Raw genomic sequence first — 16,321 nt, forward strand, 5'->3', positions numbered from 1 at the left:
GAGTCCTAGCCAGTGTAATGCGTCGTAAATGGGGGGTTGCTGGCTAGCCGGTGGTCGTGATGGTGAGGTTGGGCGAGGAGGGCGAGGTGCCGCTCGAACAGACCGCGACGTAGGAAATGGTGTTGGGGCCGGGGGTGGAGGACAGGGTGAACCTCACAGTCACCGTGTTGGCGGGGGCCGGGTTGGGCGGGTCGAAGGTGGAACCGGGGCTGGAGGTGATCGTGAACCCGGTGAGCGTGGAGCCCGATGGGCAGCCGGTGTAGGTGGGGATCGTCAGGGCGACGACGTCAGACGCCTTGGGGGGTGTTGGACTCGTCGGCTGGCTCATCGCCGCCGGCGCGGTCGGGGTCGGCACCGCCCCGTAGAGCTTCACGGTGATGGTCGTGCCCTTCTGCACGTTGCCGGTCGGATCGACGAAGAACGACAGCCCGACCTTGTCCGCGGACGGCGCCGGGGCGGCATCCGGCACCACATTGGCCGCGAGGCCCATCTGGTCGAGGATGGTGCGCACCTGGTCTTCGGTCTTGCCGGTGAGGGCGGCGGAGGTCACGTTGACCGTGTTGCTCGTGGGCGTGGGGGTCGGGGTGGGGGTGATGGAGGGCGACGCCGAGGGCGACTTCGACGGCGTGGGCGGAGTCTTTGACGGGTTGGCGATGAGCGCGATGAGGGTGCCGACGAGCACCACCACGAGGATGCCGATGAGGGCAATCAGGGGCCAGGTCCAGGGATTGCGGCCCTTCGTCTCGCCCTCCGACGACAACGGGGTCGACGAGGTGGCGATGGCACCCGGCGCATTGAGCACGCGGGTGGCCTGGGTGACCGAGTTCTCGCGCTGCAGCGCCGGCAGCGTGCCGGCCCCGAGGATTCCGGGCACGGCGGCGGCGGCACCGGCCACGTCGCCCCGGCGCAGGGCCTGGGCGGCGCGCGCGAGGTGCGCGGCGGAGGCCGGGCGGTCGGCGGGGTTCTTGGCGATGCACGCGTAGACGAGGTTGCGCACCGGCTCGGACACCGTCACCGGAAGGTCGGGCGGCGACTCATTGATCTGCGCCATCGCGATCGCCACCTGGGACTCACCGGTGAACGGCCGGCGGCCGGCGAGTGCCTCGTAGGCCACGATTCCGAGGGAATAGATGTCGGTGGTCGGGGACGCCGGATGTCCGCTCGCCTGCTCGGGAGACAGGTACTGCACGGTGCCCATCACCTGGCCGGTGGCGGTGAGGGGAACCTGGTCGGCGATCCTGGCGATGCCGAAGTCGGTGATCTTGACCCGGCCATCCGGGGTGATCAGGAGGTTGCCCGGCTTGATGTCGCGGTGCACGAGACCGGCCGAGTGCGCTGCGTGCAGGGCGGACGCGGTCTGGGCGACGATGTCGAGCACGCGGTCGGTGGAGAGCACACGCTCGCGCTCGAGGATGGTGGAGAGCGCCTCGCCCGGAACCAGTTCCATCACGAGGTAGGCGCTGCCTTCCTCCTCGCCGTAGTCGAACACGTTGGCGATGCCCTCGTGGTTGACCAGCGCGGCATGCCGTGCCTCGGCGCGAAAGCGCTCGAGGAAGCCGGGGTCGCCCAGGTACTCGTCCTTGAGGATCTTGATCGCGACGGTGCGCCCGATCACGAGGTCGGTCGCCTGCCAGACCTCCCCCATGCCGCCGATAGCCACTCGGCTGGAGAGCTGGTATCGTCCCCCGAAAGTGAGGCCACTTGTGGGTCTCATTTGCTCAGCACCGCCTCAATGACTTTCTTTGCGATTGGCGCCGCGACCGCATTGCCGAAACTCGTGCCATTTTCGACGACAACGGCGACGGCAACCTGTGGATCGTTTGCGGGGGCGAAACCAGTGAACCAGAGGGTATAGGGCCTACCCTCGCCGTTCTGTGCTGTTCCGGTTTTACCGGCCACATCGACTCCGTTTATTCTTGCATTGTTGGCAGCGCCGCTGCTCACGTTGCTGACCATCAGTTGGGTGAGTGTCGCACTCGTCTGGGCGCTGATCGGCTGGCTCAGCACCTTCTGCTGGAACGGCTGGATCACCGAGAGATCGGGCGCGGCGATGTGGTCGATGAGCGTCGGCTGCATCAGGTTTCCTCCGTTGGCGATCGCCGATGAGACCATGGCCACCTGCAACGGCGTGACCCGGTCCTCGTCCTGGCCGAACGACGAGAGCATGAGCTTCGCCTGGTCGGTGTTCTGCGGGTAGAAGCTCGGCGTCACCGACATCGGCACCTTGAGCGCCTGGCCGAATCCGTAGGCCTTGGCGTATCTCGAGATCTCGTTCGCGCCGAGGGCGGCGCCCAGCTGGGCGAACGGAATGTTGCAGCTGAGCCGCAGCGCCGTGGCTATCGAGACCGTGGGGGTCCCGCCGCAGGATCCGCCCTCCGCGTTGTTGATCGACGTGCTGCTGCCGGGCAGCGGAAGGGTGGCCGGGTTGGGGAACTCGCTGTCGGGGGTGTACTTTCCGCTGTCGAGAGCGGCCGAGGCCACGACGAGCTTGAACACGGATCCCGGGTGGTAGAGGTCGCCGGCGAGAGTGCGGTTGAACAGCGGATGCTTCGGGTCGGCGATCAGCTGCTGGTAGGCCGCGATCACCGACTTCGTGTCGTGCGAGGCGAGCACGTTGGGGTCGAAGGCCGGCTTCGACACCATGGCGAGGATCGCGCCGGTCTTCGGGTTGATGGCCACGACGGCACCCGCGTTGCCGCCGAGGGCATCCCACGCCGCCTGCTGCACCTTGGGGTTCAGCGTGAGCGTCACGGCGGCGCCCTTGGGCGGCTGACCGGTGATGATCGAGTTGATCTTGTCGAAGAACTGGCTGTTGGCGTTGCCGCTGAGGTAGTTGTTGAGCGCACCCTCGACACCGGTGTTGCCCTGGTTGAGAGTGAAGTAGCCGGTAGCCGCCGAATAGAGCTGGGGGTTGCTGTACACGCGCTGGAACTTGTACTGGTCGGTGGAGGGCTTGGACTCGGCCACGGCCTGGCCGTCGACGAGGATCGGACCGCGCTCGGCGGAGTAGCCGTCGTAGAGGGTGCGCACATTGCGCGGGTCGCCGTTGAGGGTATCGACCTGGAACACGGCGATCACCGTGGTCGAGGTGAACAGCGCGATGAACATCAGCAGCACGGCGATGCTCACGCGCTTGAGTTCCTTGTTCATTACTCCACCACCAATCGGGGCTGGTTGCGCACGCTGTCCGAGAGTCGCAGCAGCAGGGCCGCGATGATCCAGTTGGCCACGAGCGAGGAGCCGCCGGCGGCCAGGAAGGGCGTGGTGAGCCCGGTGAGGGGGATCACTCGCGTCACGCCGCCGAGCACGATGAAAACCTGGAGGGCGATCACGAAGGACAGCCCGACGCCCAGGAGGCGACCGAAGTCGTCCTGCCCCGCGAATCCGATGCGGAATCCGCGCGAGACGAAGAGCAGATAGAGCGCGAGGATTGCGAAGAGTCCGGCGAGACCCAGCTCCTCGCCGAGGCTCGCGATGATGTAGTCGCTCTCGGCGAGGGGCACGATGTTGGGCCGGCCGAGGCCCCAGCCGGTGCCGATGAGGCCGCCGTGGGCGAGGCCGAAGATGCCCTGAACGAGCTGGTAGCTGCCGCCCTGGGCCTGGTAGACCGTGGGGTTGAAGGCGTCGAGCCAGGCGTGGAACCGCCCGCCGACGTAGCCGAGAACCTGGCTGGCGACGAGGGCACCGCCCACGAACAGCGTGAGGCCGAGCACGACCCAGCTGGCGCGGCCGGTCGCGACGTAGATCATCACGAGGAAGAGTCCGAAGTAGAGCAGGGCGGTGCCGAGGTCGCGCTGGAAGATGAGCACGATCATGGCGGCCAGCCAGATGATGAGGATGGGGCCGAGGTCGCGGGCGCGGGGGAACCGCATCCAGAGGAACTTGCGTCCCACGAGCGACAGGCTGTCCCTGGCCGTGACGAGGTAGCCGGCGAAGAAGATGGCCAGGGCGATCTTGGCCAGTTCGCCGGGCTGGAAGCTGAAGGAGCCGATGCGGATCCAGAGCCGGGCGCCGTTCACGGTCTCGCCGATCACCGGGAGCATCGGCAGCAGGAGCAGCGCGATGCCCACGAACATCGCCACATAGCGATAGCGCTGCAGCACGCGGTGGTTGCGGATGAGCAGGATCACGGCGATGGCGATCAGCATCGCCATGGCGGTCCAGGCGATCTGGCGGATGCCTGACGACTCCCAGCCGCTCACCTTCCTTGAGATGTCGAGTCGGTAGATCTCGGCGATGCCGAGACCGTTGAGCACCGTGATCACGGGCAGGATGAAGGGGTCGGCCTCGGAGGCCACGAACCGCAGCACCACGTGCATCGCGATGGCGAGCACGCCGAGACTCGTGCCGATGATCAGCACAGTCGGGTCGATCGTGCCCAGGGCGCCCAACTGCACGAGGGCGATCGAGCCGCCGACGATGATGCACGCGAAGAGCACCAGGAACAGTTCGAGGTTGCGCAGCTTCGCCGGCGCGCGAAGGCGCAACCGGATCGTGTTGGTGAAGGTGGCGCGCGCCCCGGCGTCGATCGGCTGCCCGATCGAGGCCGGCGCTTCACCGCTACTTCTTGATTGCATCGGAGAGCCGCTTGATGATGTTCTTGGCGTCCTCGAGGTCGCTCGCGCTGATGGTGTCCTGGACGGTCTTGCGCGTGTAGCTCGGCAGGTCGGTGAGCCGCACGCTCGTCTCCTCGTAGACGCTGTGCAGGGAGATGGGACCGATGTCCTGCTGCACGCCGCGGTAAATTGCAACCGTCGGGCCGTCGGCGCCGACGTAGTACAGGGACTGGGTCCAGCGATAGCCGGCGATGATCGCGATCACGATCCCGATCGCGATGATCGAGATGCCGACGAGCCACGCCACCCGGCGATTGCGCGCCCGACGCCGGTCTTCGAGGATGAGCTCGTCGAGGTACTCGTCGGACTCCGGCTCGAAGTGACTGTCCTCCTGCTGGGTGGACTTGAGCGGATGCAGCAGCAGCGCCGGCAGGCGCACGGCCCGGCGGGCGGCGTCGCCCACGAAGGTGAGCGGCAGTGCTGCGGAGCCCACGACAACGGCCGGTTCGGAGGCCGACGACGGAGTCTCATCGACATCGACGACGACCACCGTGACGTTGTCCGGGGCACCCTGGTCGAGGCTCTCCTTGACGAGGCGGTCCGCCGCGGCGCGGGCGGCGGGAAAGTTCTTGAGCGCCGCCTCGATCTTGTCGTCCGACACGTAGCTCGAGAGGCCGTCGGAGCAGAGCAGCCAGCGGTCGCCGGGACGGGTATCGAGCACTGTCGAGTCGATCTCGGGGGCGGCGTCGATGTCGCCGAGCACTCTCATGAGCACCGAGCGACGGGGGTGCACGGCCGCCTCCTCCTGGGTGATGCGACCGCTGTCGACCAGCCGCTGCACGAAGGTGTGATCCGCGGTGATCTGCTTGAGCACGCCATCCCGCAGGAGATAGATGCGCGAGTCGCCGATGTGCGCGACGGCGACCTTGCCGTCGGCGCGCAGCATGGCGCTGACGGTCGTTCCCATTCCCGTGAGCTCCGGATGGTCGAACACGGTCTCGGCGAGAAGCGAGTTGGCCGCGCTCAGCGCGGACTTCAGGGCGAATTCCGCGTCGTTTGCCGAGGTGAACGGCTTGTCCGTCTCCATGATGCGCTTGAGCGCGATCGCGGAGGCGACGTCACCGCCGGCGTGGCCGCCCATCCCATCGGCGACGATGAAGAGCTGGGTGCCCGCGTACCCGGAGTCCTGGTTATTGGCCCGGATTTTTCCCACATGGGAAACGGCCGCGCTCTTGCCCGATGTGGCCATCCACCTACCGCCGAAGTTCGAAGCTGGTCGTGCCGATCCTGACCGGAGTGTTCAGAGGCACCGGTGTGGGAAGGGTCACCCGGGAGCCACCCAGGAACGTGCCGTTGGTCGAGTCTAGGTCCTGGATTACCCAGTCATCGCTCCACAGCATGAGCCTGGCGTGGTGGGTGGACGTGTAGTCGTCGCGGATGACGAGGCCGCTCTCGTTGGAGCGACCGATCGTGAGCGGCTCCTTCGACAGCTGCAATTCGAGCCCCTCCCTGGGGCCGGAGGTGATCACGAGGCGGGTGGCTGTGGAGGAATGGGCGGCGACCGTGAAGGCCTCGGTGGCGGTGTCCTGGGAGGGGGCCGGCGCCGCAAAGGCGACGGGAGCCGTCGGCTGGGCCACCGCGGAGGCGACGAACGGCGCCGGGGCGGCCTCCACCGGCTGGCGGCGCACTCGCTGGCCGAAGAGGTCGGAGCGCAGGGCGTAGACCACCGAGAACACGAAGGCCCAGAGCACGAGCAGGAAACCGAAGCGCAGGAGCAGCAGGGTCAGTTCGCTCATCGGCGGCCGCCCTGGTCGTCGCCGGGCGCGCGCAGGTCCGAGAACTGGTCGACCGACGCGGCCTGGGCGAGAACCCGGAAGACGATGCGGGTGCGGCCGATGTTGATCACGGAGTCCGGGGGCAACGGCGCCTTGTGCACCGGGGCGCCGTTGAGCTGCGAGCCGTTGGTGGAGCCGAGGTCGTTCGCCTCGGCTCGGGTGCCGTCCCAGAGGATCTCGACGTGCTTGCGGGAGATGCCGGTGTCATCCACGGTGATGTCCGCTTCGCTGCCGCGGCCGATGATCGTGCGGGACTTGAGGATCGGGTAGCGCTTGCCGGCGACATCCAGAACCGGTGTCCAGGACACCGTGCCCTTCACGCTCACCGAGTCGATCTGCACCATGCCCTCACTGAGGGTGGGATCCTCGGCGAGAGTGATGCTGATGCCACCGGAGAACTGGTAGTGCTGGGCGGCCGCGTGCTGCTGCACGAGCTGGCTGAACTCGTCGATGAGGGTCGGGCCGATGGCCGTCATGCGCTGGTAGTCGCCGCGGGCGAGTCGCACGGTGAACTTGTTGGGCACGAGAATGCGGTCGCGAGCGACCACCGCGGCCTGGGTGTCGAGCTCCCGACGGAGGGCCGAGGTGATCTCGATGGGCTGCAGGCCCGACTTGAAGGTTCTCGCGAATGCACCGTTAACGGCGCGCTCGAGACCCTTCTCGAAGCTGTCCAGTAGGCCCAATGGTCTCCCTTGTCACGGCGCGTGCAACTAGGACGATGTTAGTCGTTGGCTCTGGGAGGGAGGACGTCCTCCCGCGTGCGACGCACCTGATCCCCCCTGCGGATGGCGGGGGGCGACCCTGGCGAGGGTGATGGTGGCGACGAGGGAGACCGCGGCGACCACCGCGAGAATGACGAAGCCGAGGGTGAACGACCCCGTCGCATCCTTGAGGATGCCGAGCATCAGCGCCGAGGCGAAGCCGCCGAGATTGGCGCAGAAGTTGCCGAAGCCGGAGCTCAACCCCGCCACCCGCGGACCGAAGATCTGCCGGGGCACCGCGAAGAGCGGGCCGAAGTAGAGCTGGATGAACAGGGCGATCACGGCGACGACCACGATGAGCAGAACCACATCTTTCAGGTGGCCGACGAGCCCGAGCAGCAGGGCGAGCGCGCCGAGCGAGACGCCGATGACCGCGATCGGCCTTCCGAGCCGGTCGGAGAGGATGCCTCCCGCGATGTTCGCCGGGGCGGTGATCGCGGAGGAGAGCGCGACGACGAGGCCGGCCTGCACGAGCGAGAATCCGCGCTCGACCACGAGGTAGGCGGGGAGCCAGAAGGTGAAGCCCTGCACGATGGCGAGCCGGGCGAACTGGATGAGCCCCAGCAGCCACCAGGCGGGCTGGCGCCAGACGGAACTGTCGCCGGCCAGCGGATGGTGCGTCTCCGGCTTCGGGGCGTCATCCCCGAGGAACCAGAACGCCGCGAGCACGGCGAGGCCGAGGGTCGACGAGAGCAGGATCAGTCCACGCCAGCCGAGCGGGCCCACCAGGAACGGGCCGACGAGATTGAGCAGGATGTTGGACGAGAATCCGCCGGCCACGAAGAGGCCCATCGCCGTCGCTCGCTTCTCCACCGAGAAATGCCGGGTGATAAGGAGCAGCCCCGGCACGAACATGAGCGCGCGGAAGACGCCGGACACGGCCTGGATGGCGAGCAGCCAGCCGAACACGGGCACGACCGAGAAGAGCATCGCGAGCACGTTGGAACCGAGCACGCCGATCGCGAAGAGCACCTTGGGATTGAACCGGTCGGCGAGCACGCCCGACGGGATCTGCATCAGGGCATAGGTGAGCGTGGTGGCGGCGGAGAGCAGCCCGGCCTGGCCGAAGGTGATGCCGAGATCTGTGCGGATGAGGGGAAGGAACAGTGCGATGGCCCCCACCGCGATGGCCTGGGTGCTCTGCGCGACCACAATCAGCGTGGCGTTGACCGCGACCCCTCGTTGCGCCATTGCCATGCCTCGCTGAACTCATCGATCGGTGTTGCCGCGGCCAGCGGAACCCTCCCGATGCTAGCCGCCGGCCGGGCACTGGCGGAGCCGTCCCGCTGTGGTAATGTCGCTAAGTCTGCGCGAGTGGCGAAATTGGCAGACGCGCACGGTTCAGGTCCGTGTGCCCGAGAGGGCATGGGGGTTCAAGTCCCCCCTCGCGCACGAACAGATCCCAGTGTTTGCTTACTTTGCAGACACTGGGATCGCCTGTTTTCGGCCTCGTGATACCGCCGTGATACTTCGAGGTCAGGCGTTGTGGCCGACGATGCGTATTTCCCGGATTCGTTCAGCGATCGCTGCCTGTGCCTCAGTGACGAGAGTCCCGACTATGCCCAATGCGAAAGTCAACGCTTGAAGACCCGCAGTCCAGAAATTGGTCATGCGCCTGTTCCGTAGACCAGGCCGGCGAGCTTGCTTGCTGCTTCGCGCTGCAGAGTGGGCACAGCGTGGGAGTAAACGTCCATCGTGATCGACACCTTCGCATGGCCAAGTCGTTCGCTGACGATCTTGGGGTGCACGCCGGCCTGCAGGAGCAGTGTCGCGTGGGTGTGTCTGAGGTCGTGCAGCCGGATCTCGGGCAACAAGTCCGCGCCGAGCGCCTTCCGTGCCGTGACGAGGCGGCCGTGGAAGGTACGTGAGAAGCGTTCTGGATGGCGCACCTCCCCGTTGATGTCTCCGAGCACGTAGGAATCGGCGTGGGCGAGCGCGAGCGAGAGTGTGCCTCTTTGTGCTCGATACGAGCGCATCGCAGCCAGGGACTGGGGATCGAGGTCGACTACGCGCGATCGTCCGGACTTCGGGGGCCCGATGAGCAGTTCCACCGGCTTCCCCTTCACCCGGATGAGCCCAGCGGAACGACGAACGCTCACGGTGCCGGAGGTGAAGTCAAAGTCGCCCCAGCGGAGCGCCAGGGCTTCCCCTCGGCGCATGCCCGTCATGGCGAGGAGTAGCCACGCCTGATAGAGCTCGTCCGGCAGCTCTTGGGACCAGTCGAGGAAGCGGCGCAACTCCTCGCTGTCCCACGTCTTCATCTCAGGAGAGATGGACTCGCGCGCAGTCGGCGGTGTGGCCTTGTCGGCAGGGTTGAGCGCAAGCCGACCGTCACGCACGGCCGCGCCGAGCGCGCTGTGAATGATCGTGTGAACGTAGCGCACGGTGCGAGCCGAAAGGCCGCCTGTGCCATCGAAACGACCTGAGGTCTCGAGCTTCCGGTAGTGCGCGGTGAGGCGTGTACCAGTGAGCTGGTCGAGTCGCAGGTCTCCGAGGTACGGCTCAATGTGCAGGCGAACGTTCTTCCGATATGAGGCGACGGTGGACTGCCCGAGCCGAAGCCCATCCAGCCATTCGGCCATGTGGGCGCCGACCGTCACGCGGTTGGTAAGCACGTGTGTGCCGGTAACTACCTTCGTGCGCTGCTCTCGCAATTCCTCGCCGGCAGCCTTGCGCGTGAGGAACCCGCGCTTGAGCACGATCCTCTTCGTGCCGTCCTCTTGTGGTGCTGTGTACTTGATCAAGTAGCGGACGCCGGCCTTTGTCGCGTATTCGCTGATTCCGCCCTCACCTGCCTGGCGACGTCGTGGCTTAGTCATCGAGCTCCTGCTTTCTGTCGAGGGATTCTCCGGGGCGACCCGGGCGTGCCGGGCCGAGCAGCCCCTGTTTTCGTGCTTCGCTCAAAATCCTGCTGATGTGGCCGCGCTCATAATGCAATTCGTTGGCGACGTGCTGCGTAGGGGCTGCTCGGATGGAAGGATCCTTGTCGACAAGGGCGCGTCTGTAGGCGTCCACGACTTGAGGCAACACCTCTGATTTAGGCCGCCGTTTGCGTTTCGAGATCATCTCCGTGGTGGACACTGCAGTTCGTTCCTCGCCAGAAACTGAGAATGGAAACCCGGTCCCCTCGAGGCTCGCGTTCAGGTAGCTGGCCAGCGGAATCCCGCGCAGGGTTGCGCCAGTGATCGTGAGTGGTGCGCCTTTGTGCAGGCTCTCGACCTTGAGAGATCGACATTCGGGTTGTCCATCAACGATTTCCACCTCGACGGTGATCTTCAGAGGATCCGAGTTCATGGTGGAGCGGTACCTCGTCATTGGCAGGAACACTCCTGGTGCCACTTCGGCAGGCGTGGCATCTAGTACTTCGCTCCCCATGCTCGAAATATGAAGATTGGTCCGTCGCGGGCTCATATGTACAACGGTAAGTCCAATGTGTCGCTTTTGTCAACGGTGACACATAGTGGACGTGAACAGGTGCTAGCCAGAATGTGTCACCTTTGACAACTCGGAGCTAACGTGTCACCCATGACCCCTAGAAATCAACAGCTGGATCGCCTCAGCGAAGTGCGGCGGATGTTTCGATCCGGCGAAAGTAAGGCCCTCCGAGAGGAGGCAGGAATCAGCCAGGCCGAGTTTGCGAGAGCTGTCGGCGTGAGCCGCTCGGCCGTGTGCCAATGGGAGTCCGACTCCCGATCGCCGCGAACGGAAGTGGCGCTGCGGTGTTGGTCAGTGTTGTCGAGACTCCGGACGGTCGTGTCCGAGTGACTCTCGACGAGCTACGGGCTAGCACCGCGACGGTGGTGTCAGTGGCGATAGTCGCCTCACTGCTGGGAGTGAACGAGCGCACCGTGAGGCGGGCCTGTGACGACGGACAACTGCCGATCGTCCGAGTCGGCACTCGGACACTCATCGTCCGTGAACGCCTCGTGTCGCTACTCATGAGCGGGGAGCTCGTCTAGTGGTCTGGTTCAGGGTGACAGATGACCTGCCCTCGAAGGCGGAGACAACCCGCATCCCGCGCGCGCACCGCCGTTCAGCGGTGGGCATGTGGGCTCTAGCGGGCTCGTGGAGCGCGCAGCAGCTCACGGACGGGCACATTCCCGAGCACATGCTCGATGAGCTCTCAGGCACTTCAGAGGACGCCGCCTGGCTCGTGACGGCTGGCTTCTGGGAAGTGGTCGAGGATGGCTGGCAGTTTGTGGAGTGGGCGCCGGATCAGCCCTTGCGCGCGGTGGTTCTTGCCGAGCGTGCGAAGCGTGCGGAGAAGATGCGTGGCTGGCGCTCGCGTAACCAAGTCAGTAACCCTGCTACTGACGAGGGCACTAACGAGGCCACTGACACTACTACTGAGTGGTTTACTGACCCGTCCGTGAAGGATGCCCAGCCCATGCCCCCTCAAAAACACGTGCAGGAGCCTGCACTCGAGTATTCGGCGGAGTTCGAAGAGTGGTGGTCCCTGTATCCGCGGAAGCAAGCCAAGCCCGACGCGTACAAGGCATTCAAGACAATCCGGAAGACCACCGAGCTCGCGACCCTCGTCGCTGGCGTCCAGGCGTACAAGCTCGCGACGATCGGAGGCCAGAAGGGTCATCTGAAGATGCCCGCGGGGTGGCTGCGCGATCGCCGGTGGGAAGACGAGCAAGTCGTTACACCCACAGCCGCCGGCCCGGCTGTGGCAGCACCTGAGGCACGGGCGCGCCAGACGATGGCATTGGCGGGAGCCCCTGTCGTTGCTCGCATCGAAAGCCGTCACGAGGCCCTTGGTCGCGAGTGCGAGATCCATCCCGGGTATCCCCAGAGCGAGCGAGAGCCGTGCGCGGCCTGCGAGCGAACGATCGGCCCACCCGAAGGGAATCAGTTCTAATGGCCGTTCACAGCCCCGATCTCGGTATCCGGTGCACGCGCCACGTAGGCGAGGCGTTCCCGCCCCGCTGTAGCGACTGCGACGTGGCCACCGTCGACGCTTCCGAGAGCCGCCTGGCGCGTCGGCTCGGCTACATCCCCGGCACAGAGTGCAGAAACCATAGCGGATACCCCCTTCCCTGCTCGAGATGCTCAAGAGACGTCGACACCGCTGAAAGGGCCGCAGAAGCCTCCTTGAATGCCTGCCAAGTATCAGATTCGGTATCGGAAGGTCTGACGATGCGTGATTCGTCCCAGAACCCCATTGATTCCGTAGTTGCATCCGCAGTCAGGGACGGGGACCAATGGTCCCCCCTCACGGGATCCCTCACATGAGCGACGCCGGCTACCCCCAGGAGAAACCGAAGTGGCCGGGCCCGGTGGCTCGTGTCGAGTGGATCTTCAACGACGAGACGCGCGTCGCCGCGAAGCAAGCCGAGATGCTCACGATCGACCTTCGCGCGTTCAGCCGGTGGGCCGAATCGATGGAGGCTCTGATCGCGGAGGAGCTATCGGACAAGGAATTCACCGGACGGCGCATGGATGCCCTGAAGGCTTGGGAGAAGGATCGGAAGCGGGCGCAGCGGAACCTGCACTACAAGTACGACCCGAGACGACGTGACCCCGCTCGGATCGAGCGCGACATCCGAGCCATCCGAATCAAACTCGCCAAGCAAAGGGTCGAGCTCGACACACACATAGCCCGGAGACAAGCAAACGTGTGGGCGATGCCGGAGGAGGTGGATCCAGCCCCGGCGAAGGCACGGCGCCCGCGGGTGGAGAAGCCGCTCGTCCGGCGTGACCTTCCCGAACTGCCGTTCCTGCGGTCCCTGAACGGCGTCGACGAAGCCGTGATCGAGATGGTGAAGGACGCGGCCGGCATCGAGGACCTCACCGGCACCACCGACGATGAACTGTGGACAGCCCTTGTCGAGCACGGCATCCCGACCGCGTCCACGCAGATGTACATCGACGCGCTGAACGCGGGCCAATCATGACAATTCACCTACAGGCGGGACGTGCGTGCGCGCGCATGGCGGGTGGCGAATGTTCTCCGCTCGCCGTTTTCTCCTACACGCGCATTGCGTGCGCGCGAGCGAACCGGGCATCGACTGGTCGACTGCATGATGTTTCACCTACAGGCGGGTTACGCGCGAGCGAGCCGCGGAGGCTCATTGATGAACCTCATCGGTTTTCTCCTACGGGCGCGTTATGTGCGTGCAGGCGCACGCGCGAGGCCTCTTGTGCCGAGACACCGGTTGAACCTGGCTGGCGGTCGATCCCATGACGTTCCCTCCCGTGCCGGCTGACTATGTGCGCTCTGATGGCGCTCTGGTGGTACCTGCGCGAGTAGTGGAGGATCTTCTGCGGATATTCACGCGAGGGGTGCTCGTCAGCCGTAAGAACGGGATCCCAGTGGACACGGACATGGTGGTGGTGCTTCACGCTATCCAGCTCGCGGCGATGGCCGAGGATACGGCGACTTCCGTTGACGGAAGCATGGTTGGCGATCCTGTCAGTCTCGTATTAGCCGACGAGCCATTGGTGACTTCCGGTCAAGCAGCAGAGCGCATCGGGTGCACGTCCCGCGCCATCCGATTAGCCCTTGAAGAAGGGCGACTGCTTGGCCGGAAGTTCGGTCGCCAGTGGTTGATCGGTGAATCAGACCTCGAAGATTACCGATTTGGAAGGGGCCCTCATGGCTCGAACAGCAATTACGTACACCGCCCTGACGGGGAACGGGACAGTGGCCGCGATCCCGGCAACGATTGACATCGCGAACGGCATGCAGCTTGCAGCAGCCACTCCCGAGTCAACGGTGCTGCTCATCACGAACACCGACACGAGCCCGCACAACGTCACTCTGGCGGCCGGGGATCCTGTTCTGGGCGCAGGCATGGCTGTCGACCAGGTCTTCGCCATTCCGGCATCCAGCTCGCGTTACATCGGGCCATTAACGTCCTCCAGGTGCACGCAGAAGGACGGCAGCATGACGCTCACCTTCGTTGCCGGCCACACCGGCACCGTCACCGCACTGCTGAACCCGAGAGGCATCTAATGGCTGACGAACGAATCACCGACAAGGATGTGCGAGCTGCTGAGGCGGCCGCCGACGAAGCTGCAGCTCTTGTGGCCGAGCTTGAAGAGCGTGTCGCGTCCGGTGACGAGGAGGTGACGCTCGAACACATCACCGCACAGGAGGGTCTTTCCCGGTTCGCCAAGTTGCGGGCCGAGGCCACGAGGCGGAAGGCCGTCAGCGCGAAGGTCGCCGCCCGTCTCAGCGCTGCGAAGAGCCTCCGCAAGGAGATCGACGAGTACGCGACCGGAAGCGGGCAGAGGTTCGCCGACAACCTGCGCGCGGTCGCGGCCGCCGAGGAGAAGTTCCGGCGAGGCATCAGCGAGCACAACGCGAAGGTGCTCGCCTGGGGGGAGCAGATGCAGAACCTCGGCATCCCGGTCACCGACGGGCGACCGTGCCCTCCCGACAGGGACGGCAACCTCGCACTCGGCCGGGAGGGGAGCACGGTCGTGCTGCAGTCCGGTCGTCGCCAGTTCGAGATCGTGGCTGCAGAGACATTCGTCGATTCCCACCGGATCGCGGGGCGCGAGATGGCCCTGTACGCGGCTCTTGAGGCGATCGATGCGCCCTTGCCCGAATCGACCGCACAGCACTTCTACCGAGGCGCAGGCGGCGGCGTGGTGGCGGTTGACGCCCCCTACTCGCCGGAGGACATCAAGCGACTCGACCTGGTGAAGCTGAGCCGCGAGGACGCGTGGGGCGAGTGAGCGAGCAGCGCGACGCGGCATGGGTCAAGGGGGCCAGTCCGGAGGAGGTCTCGACGGCCTACGAGGCGGGGGACCTGCGGGAGTGGCTGGCGCAGCCGAACGTGCTGGAGGCGATTCCCGCGGCGCGAGAGGGGCAGCGTGGTGAGTCGTGGGTTCGCGCGGCAACTCCCGAGCAGGTCGAAGCTGCGCGTCACGCCGGCGAGCTCGATGACCTGATGGGCATCGTCAGGAACGAAGCTGGCAACACTGCTGAAGACCTACTGGGGAGCGGCCACTAATGGTTTCGATCGAAACCGCGGACGAGCCACTCTTTGCCGGAGTCGAGGTCGGCAATGTCGATGCGGAGCTTGGCGGCGCCCTTACGGTCGGGATTATCGCCGCGGCCCACGGCAAAGACCGCCTCCTGTATCTCCACATGGTGGACACCGCTCACGTCACCGCCTTCACCCGTGAACAGGTCGAGGACCTGATGCAAGGCCTCGCCAACTGCTTGATGGTGTTGGAGGTGGGCGCGTGACACGCACCGACAATCTGCTGAATGATGAATTCCGCGAGTTCAATAGGCGTCTTCGCGCGCTCGAGACCGCCTCACCTCTAGGGTTCTCCTCCGTCACCCGAGGCCAATTCCGGATTGGCGGCACAGCGCAGTTCCTGGTGGATGCTACTGGTGGCGTAGTCATCAACGGCTCGTGCACTGGTACGGGGGCGTGGACGTGGACGGGCACTTCGAACCTCAATGGTCCGTGGAACCTCGCGGGTACGGGCGGCATCACTGGTGCGGTGTCGTGTACGGGCAACTGGACGTGGAGCGGCAACCTCACGGTCAACAGCCCCGGCAAGATCACCTTCGGAGCCGGCACACTGAGCCCAACGGCTGCAGGCGGCGACCCCGGGCTAGGTTCAACGGCATCCTTGGGAATTCAGGCTGCGACGTCGCTCACTATCTCGGCAACATCCGTGCTGGTGTTCGGCCAATTCTCTACCTCCTCAATGGCATGCAGCCTGACAACCTCGACGGCGACGGCGAACGTGGTCTGCTCCTCGCTTACAGGTGTCTTCACCCGGACCACGTCCGCGTCGAGGTTCAAGATCGACGCGCAACCGATGGCCTTGTCGCCGGAGCTGCTCGAGGTGCCGGTCAAGGACTGGGTCGACCGGGGCAACGCGGAACGATTCGCCGCCGTCTACGACAGCCCGCGGCCGCTGACCGTCGCCCAGCAGCTCGATTTCGACGGCGTCGAGCTTGCACGAATCCCCGGTGTCATCGCCGAGGAGGTCGCCGCTGCCGCTGGCGGAGAAGCGTTCATCACCCGCGGCGCGGACGGCGAGATCGAGGGCGTGTCCTACGACAGGTTCGCGCTCGCCCGTACCCAGGTCCTCGCCCAGCAGGTCGCGACGACGAACGAGCGTTTGGATGACGCACTCGCCCAGATCACGGAGTTGCGCGACCTGTTGGGCGCCCGATGATTCACCTCGCCGG

General features: G+C 65.6%; 19 protein-coding genes and 1 tRNA gene. 10 read left to right on the forward strand and 10 right to left on the reverse strand.

Translation table 11 applies throughout. The annotated features are described in order from the left end of the window. Positions 1–43: 43 nt before the first annotated feature. The 7 genes from FVP33_RS14045 to FVP33_RS14075 are packed head-to-tail and all read right to left on the reverse strand — an operon-like array spanning position 44 to position 8,343. The gene (locus FVP33_RS14045) at positions 44–1,714 is read right to left on the reverse strand and encodes a protein kinase domain-containing protein (protein WP_147784314.1); all 1,671 of its coding nucleotides are present in this window, start codon (positions 1,712–1,714) and stop codon (positions 44–46) included. Beyond that, on the reverse strand, positions 1,711–3,150 hold the full coding sequence (locus FVP33_RS14050; protein WP_147784315.1) for a peptidoglycan D,D-transpeptidase FtsI family protein: 1,440 nt from the start codon (positions 3,148–3,150) through the stop codon (positions 1,711–1,713). The genes FVP33_RS14045 and FVP33_RS14050 overlap by 4 nt, the downstream gene beginning before the upstream one ends. Continuing rightward, positions 3,150–4,577 carry an FtsW/RodA/SpoVE family cell cycle protein gene (locus FVP33_RS14055; RefSeq protein ID WP_147784316.1) on the reverse strand — a complete coding sequence of 476 codons (1,428 nt, stop codon included), beginning with the start codon at positions 4,575–4,577 and terminating at the stop codon, positions 3,150–3,152. The genes FVP33_RS14050 and FVP33_RS14055 overlap by 1 nt, the downstream gene beginning before the upstream one ends. After that, on the reverse strand, positions 4,561–5,805 hold the full coding sequence (locus FVP33_RS14060) for a Stp1/IreP family PP2C-type Ser/Thr phosphatase (RefSeq protein ID WP_147784317.1): 1,245 nt from the start codon (positions 5,803–5,805) through the stop codon (positions 4,561–4,563). Before FVP33_RS14060 ends, FVP33_RS14055 begins: the two co-directional genes overlap by 17 nt. 4 nt (positions 5,806–5,809) lie before the next feature. Continuing rightward, positions 5,810–6,352: an FHA domain-containing protein FhaB/FipA gene (locus tag FVP33_RS14065; protein WP_147784318.1), complete on the reverse strand. Its 543-nt coding sequence runs from the start codon at positions 6,350–6,352 to the stop codon at positions 5,810–5,812. After that, positions 6,349–7,074 (reverse strand): FHA domain-containing protein, encoded by a 726-nt coding sequence (locus FVP33_RS14070; protein ID WP_147784319.1) that lies wholly within the window; start codon positions 7,072–7,074, stop codon positions 6,349–6,351. The genes FVP33_RS14065 and FVP33_RS14070 overlap by 4 nt, the downstream gene beginning before the upstream one ends. Positions 7,075–7,101: 27 nt before the next feature. After that, positions 7,102–8,343 carry an MFS transporter gene (locus tag FVP33_RS14075; RefSeq protein ID WP_147784320.1) on the reverse strand — a complete coding sequence of 414 codons (1,242 nt, stop codon included), beginning with the start codon at positions 8,341–8,343 and terminating at the stop codon, positions 7,102–7,104. A gap of 117 nt (positions 8,344–8,460) precedes the next feature. Here FVP33_RS14075 and FVP33_RS14080 point away from each other — a divergent pair. Beyond that, positions 8,461–8,544 (forward strand) — tRNA-Leu (locus FVP33_RS14080). Between the two features lie 215 nt (positions 8,545–8,759). Here FVP33_RS14080 and FVP33_RS14085 read toward each other — a convergent pair. Together FVP33_RS14085 and FVP33_RS14090 are read right to left on the reverse strand one after the other, a co-directional pair. Further along, positions 8,760–9,971 (reverse strand): tyrosine-type recombinase/integrase, encoded by a 1,212-nt coding sequence (locus tag FVP33_RS14085; RefSeq protein WP_147784321.1) that lies wholly within the window; start codon positions 9,969–9,971, stop codon positions 8,760–8,762. Beyond that, complete coding sequence (locus FVP33_RS14090; RefSeq protein WP_147784322.1) at positions 9,964–10,527, reverse strand: hypothetical protein; 564 nt, start codon at positions 10,525–10,527, stop codon at positions 9,964–9,966. Before FVP33_RS14090 ends, FVP33_RS14085 begins: the two co-directional genes overlap by 8 nt. Before the next feature lie 198 nt (positions 10,528–10,725). Between FVP33_RS14090 and FVP33_RS20230 the strand changes: the two genes are divergently transcribed. The 8 genes from FVP33_RS20230 to FVP33_RS14130 all read left to right on the forward strand — a co-directional run bounded on the left by FVP33_RS20230 (position 10,726) and on the right by FVP33_RS14130 (position 15,358). Next, positions 10,726–10,917 carry a helix-turn-helix transcriptional regulator gene (locus FVP33_RS20230; protein WP_425460953.1) on the forward strand — a complete coding sequence of 64 codons (192 nt, stop codon included), beginning with the start codon at positions 10,726–10,728 and terminating at the stop codon, positions 10,915–10,917. After that, a complete protein-coding gene (locus FVP33_RS20235; RefSeq protein WP_147784324.1) occupies positions 10,827–11,111 on the forward strand; it encodes a helix-turn-helix domain-containing protein in 285 nt (94 codons plus the stop codon). The genes FVP33_RS20230 and FVP33_RS20235 overlap by 91 nt, the downstream gene beginning before the upstream one ends. Beyond that, positions 11,111–12,016 (forward strand): hypothetical protein, encoded by a 906-nt coding sequence (locus FVP33_RS14105; RefSeq protein WP_147784325.1) that lies wholly within the window; start codon positions 11,111–11,113, stop codon positions 12,014–12,016. Before FVP33_RS20235 ends, FVP33_RS14105 begins: the two co-directional genes overlap by 1 nt. Positions 12,017–12,386: 370 nt before the next feature. Continuing rightward, entirely contained in the window at positions 12,387–13,052 is a 666-nt protein-coding gene (locus FVP33_RS14110) for a hypothetical protein (protein WP_147784326.1), read from the forward strand. A gap of 701 nt (positions 13,053–13,753) precedes the next feature. Then, positions 13,754–14,113: a hypothetical protein gene (locus FVP33_RS14115; protein WP_147784327.1), complete on the forward strand. Its 360-nt coding sequence runs from the start codon at positions 13,754–13,756 to the stop codon at positions 14,111–14,113. Further along, on the forward strand, positions 14,113–14,841 hold the full coding sequence (locus FVP33_RS14120; protein WP_147784328.1) for a hypothetical protein: 729 nt from the start codon (positions 14,113–14,115) through the stop codon (positions 14,839–14,841). The genes FVP33_RS14115 and FVP33_RS14120 overlap by 1 nt, the downstream gene beginning before the upstream one ends. Next, entirely contained in the window at positions 14,838–15,119 is a 282-nt protein-coding gene (locus FVP33_RS14125; protein WP_147784329.1) for a hypothetical protein, read from the forward strand. Before FVP33_RS14120 ends, FVP33_RS14125 begins: the two co-directional genes overlap by 4 nt. Then, positions 15,119–15,358, forward strand: a complete 240-nt coding sequence (locus FVP33_RS14130; RefSeq protein ID WP_147784330.1) for a hypothetical protein — start codon at positions 15,119–15,121, stop codon at positions 15,356–15,358. Before FVP33_RS14125 ends, FVP33_RS14130 begins: the two co-directional genes overlap by 1 nt. Positions 15,359–15,761: 403 nt before the next feature. Here FVP33_RS14130 and FVP33_RS19555 read toward each other — a convergent pair whose 3' ends face one another. Then, positions 15,762–15,929, reverse strand: coding sequence for a hypothetical protein (locus FVP33_RS19555; RefSeq protein ID WP_187270724.1), 168 nt, complete (start codon positions 15,927–15,929; stop codon positions 15,762–15,764). 16 nt (positions 15,930–15,945) lie between these two features. Here FVP33_RS19555 and FVP33_RS14135 point away from each other — a divergent pair, with 16 nt between their 5' ends. Further along, positions 15,946–16,308 carry a hypothetical protein gene (locus tag FVP33_RS14135; RefSeq protein ID WP_147784331.1) on the forward strand — a complete coding sequence of 121 codons (363 nt, stop codon included), beginning with the start codon at positions 15,946–15,948 and terminating at the stop codon, positions 16,306–16,308. Positions 16,309–16,321 lie beyond the last annotated feature (13 nt).

Source organism: Lacisediminihabitans profunda (assembly GCF_008040105.1).
In the GTDB taxonomy this organism is placed as follows: domain Bacteria; phylum Actinomycetota; class Actinomycetes; order Actinomycetales; family Microbacteriaceae; genus Lacisediminihabitans; species Lacisediminihabitans profunda.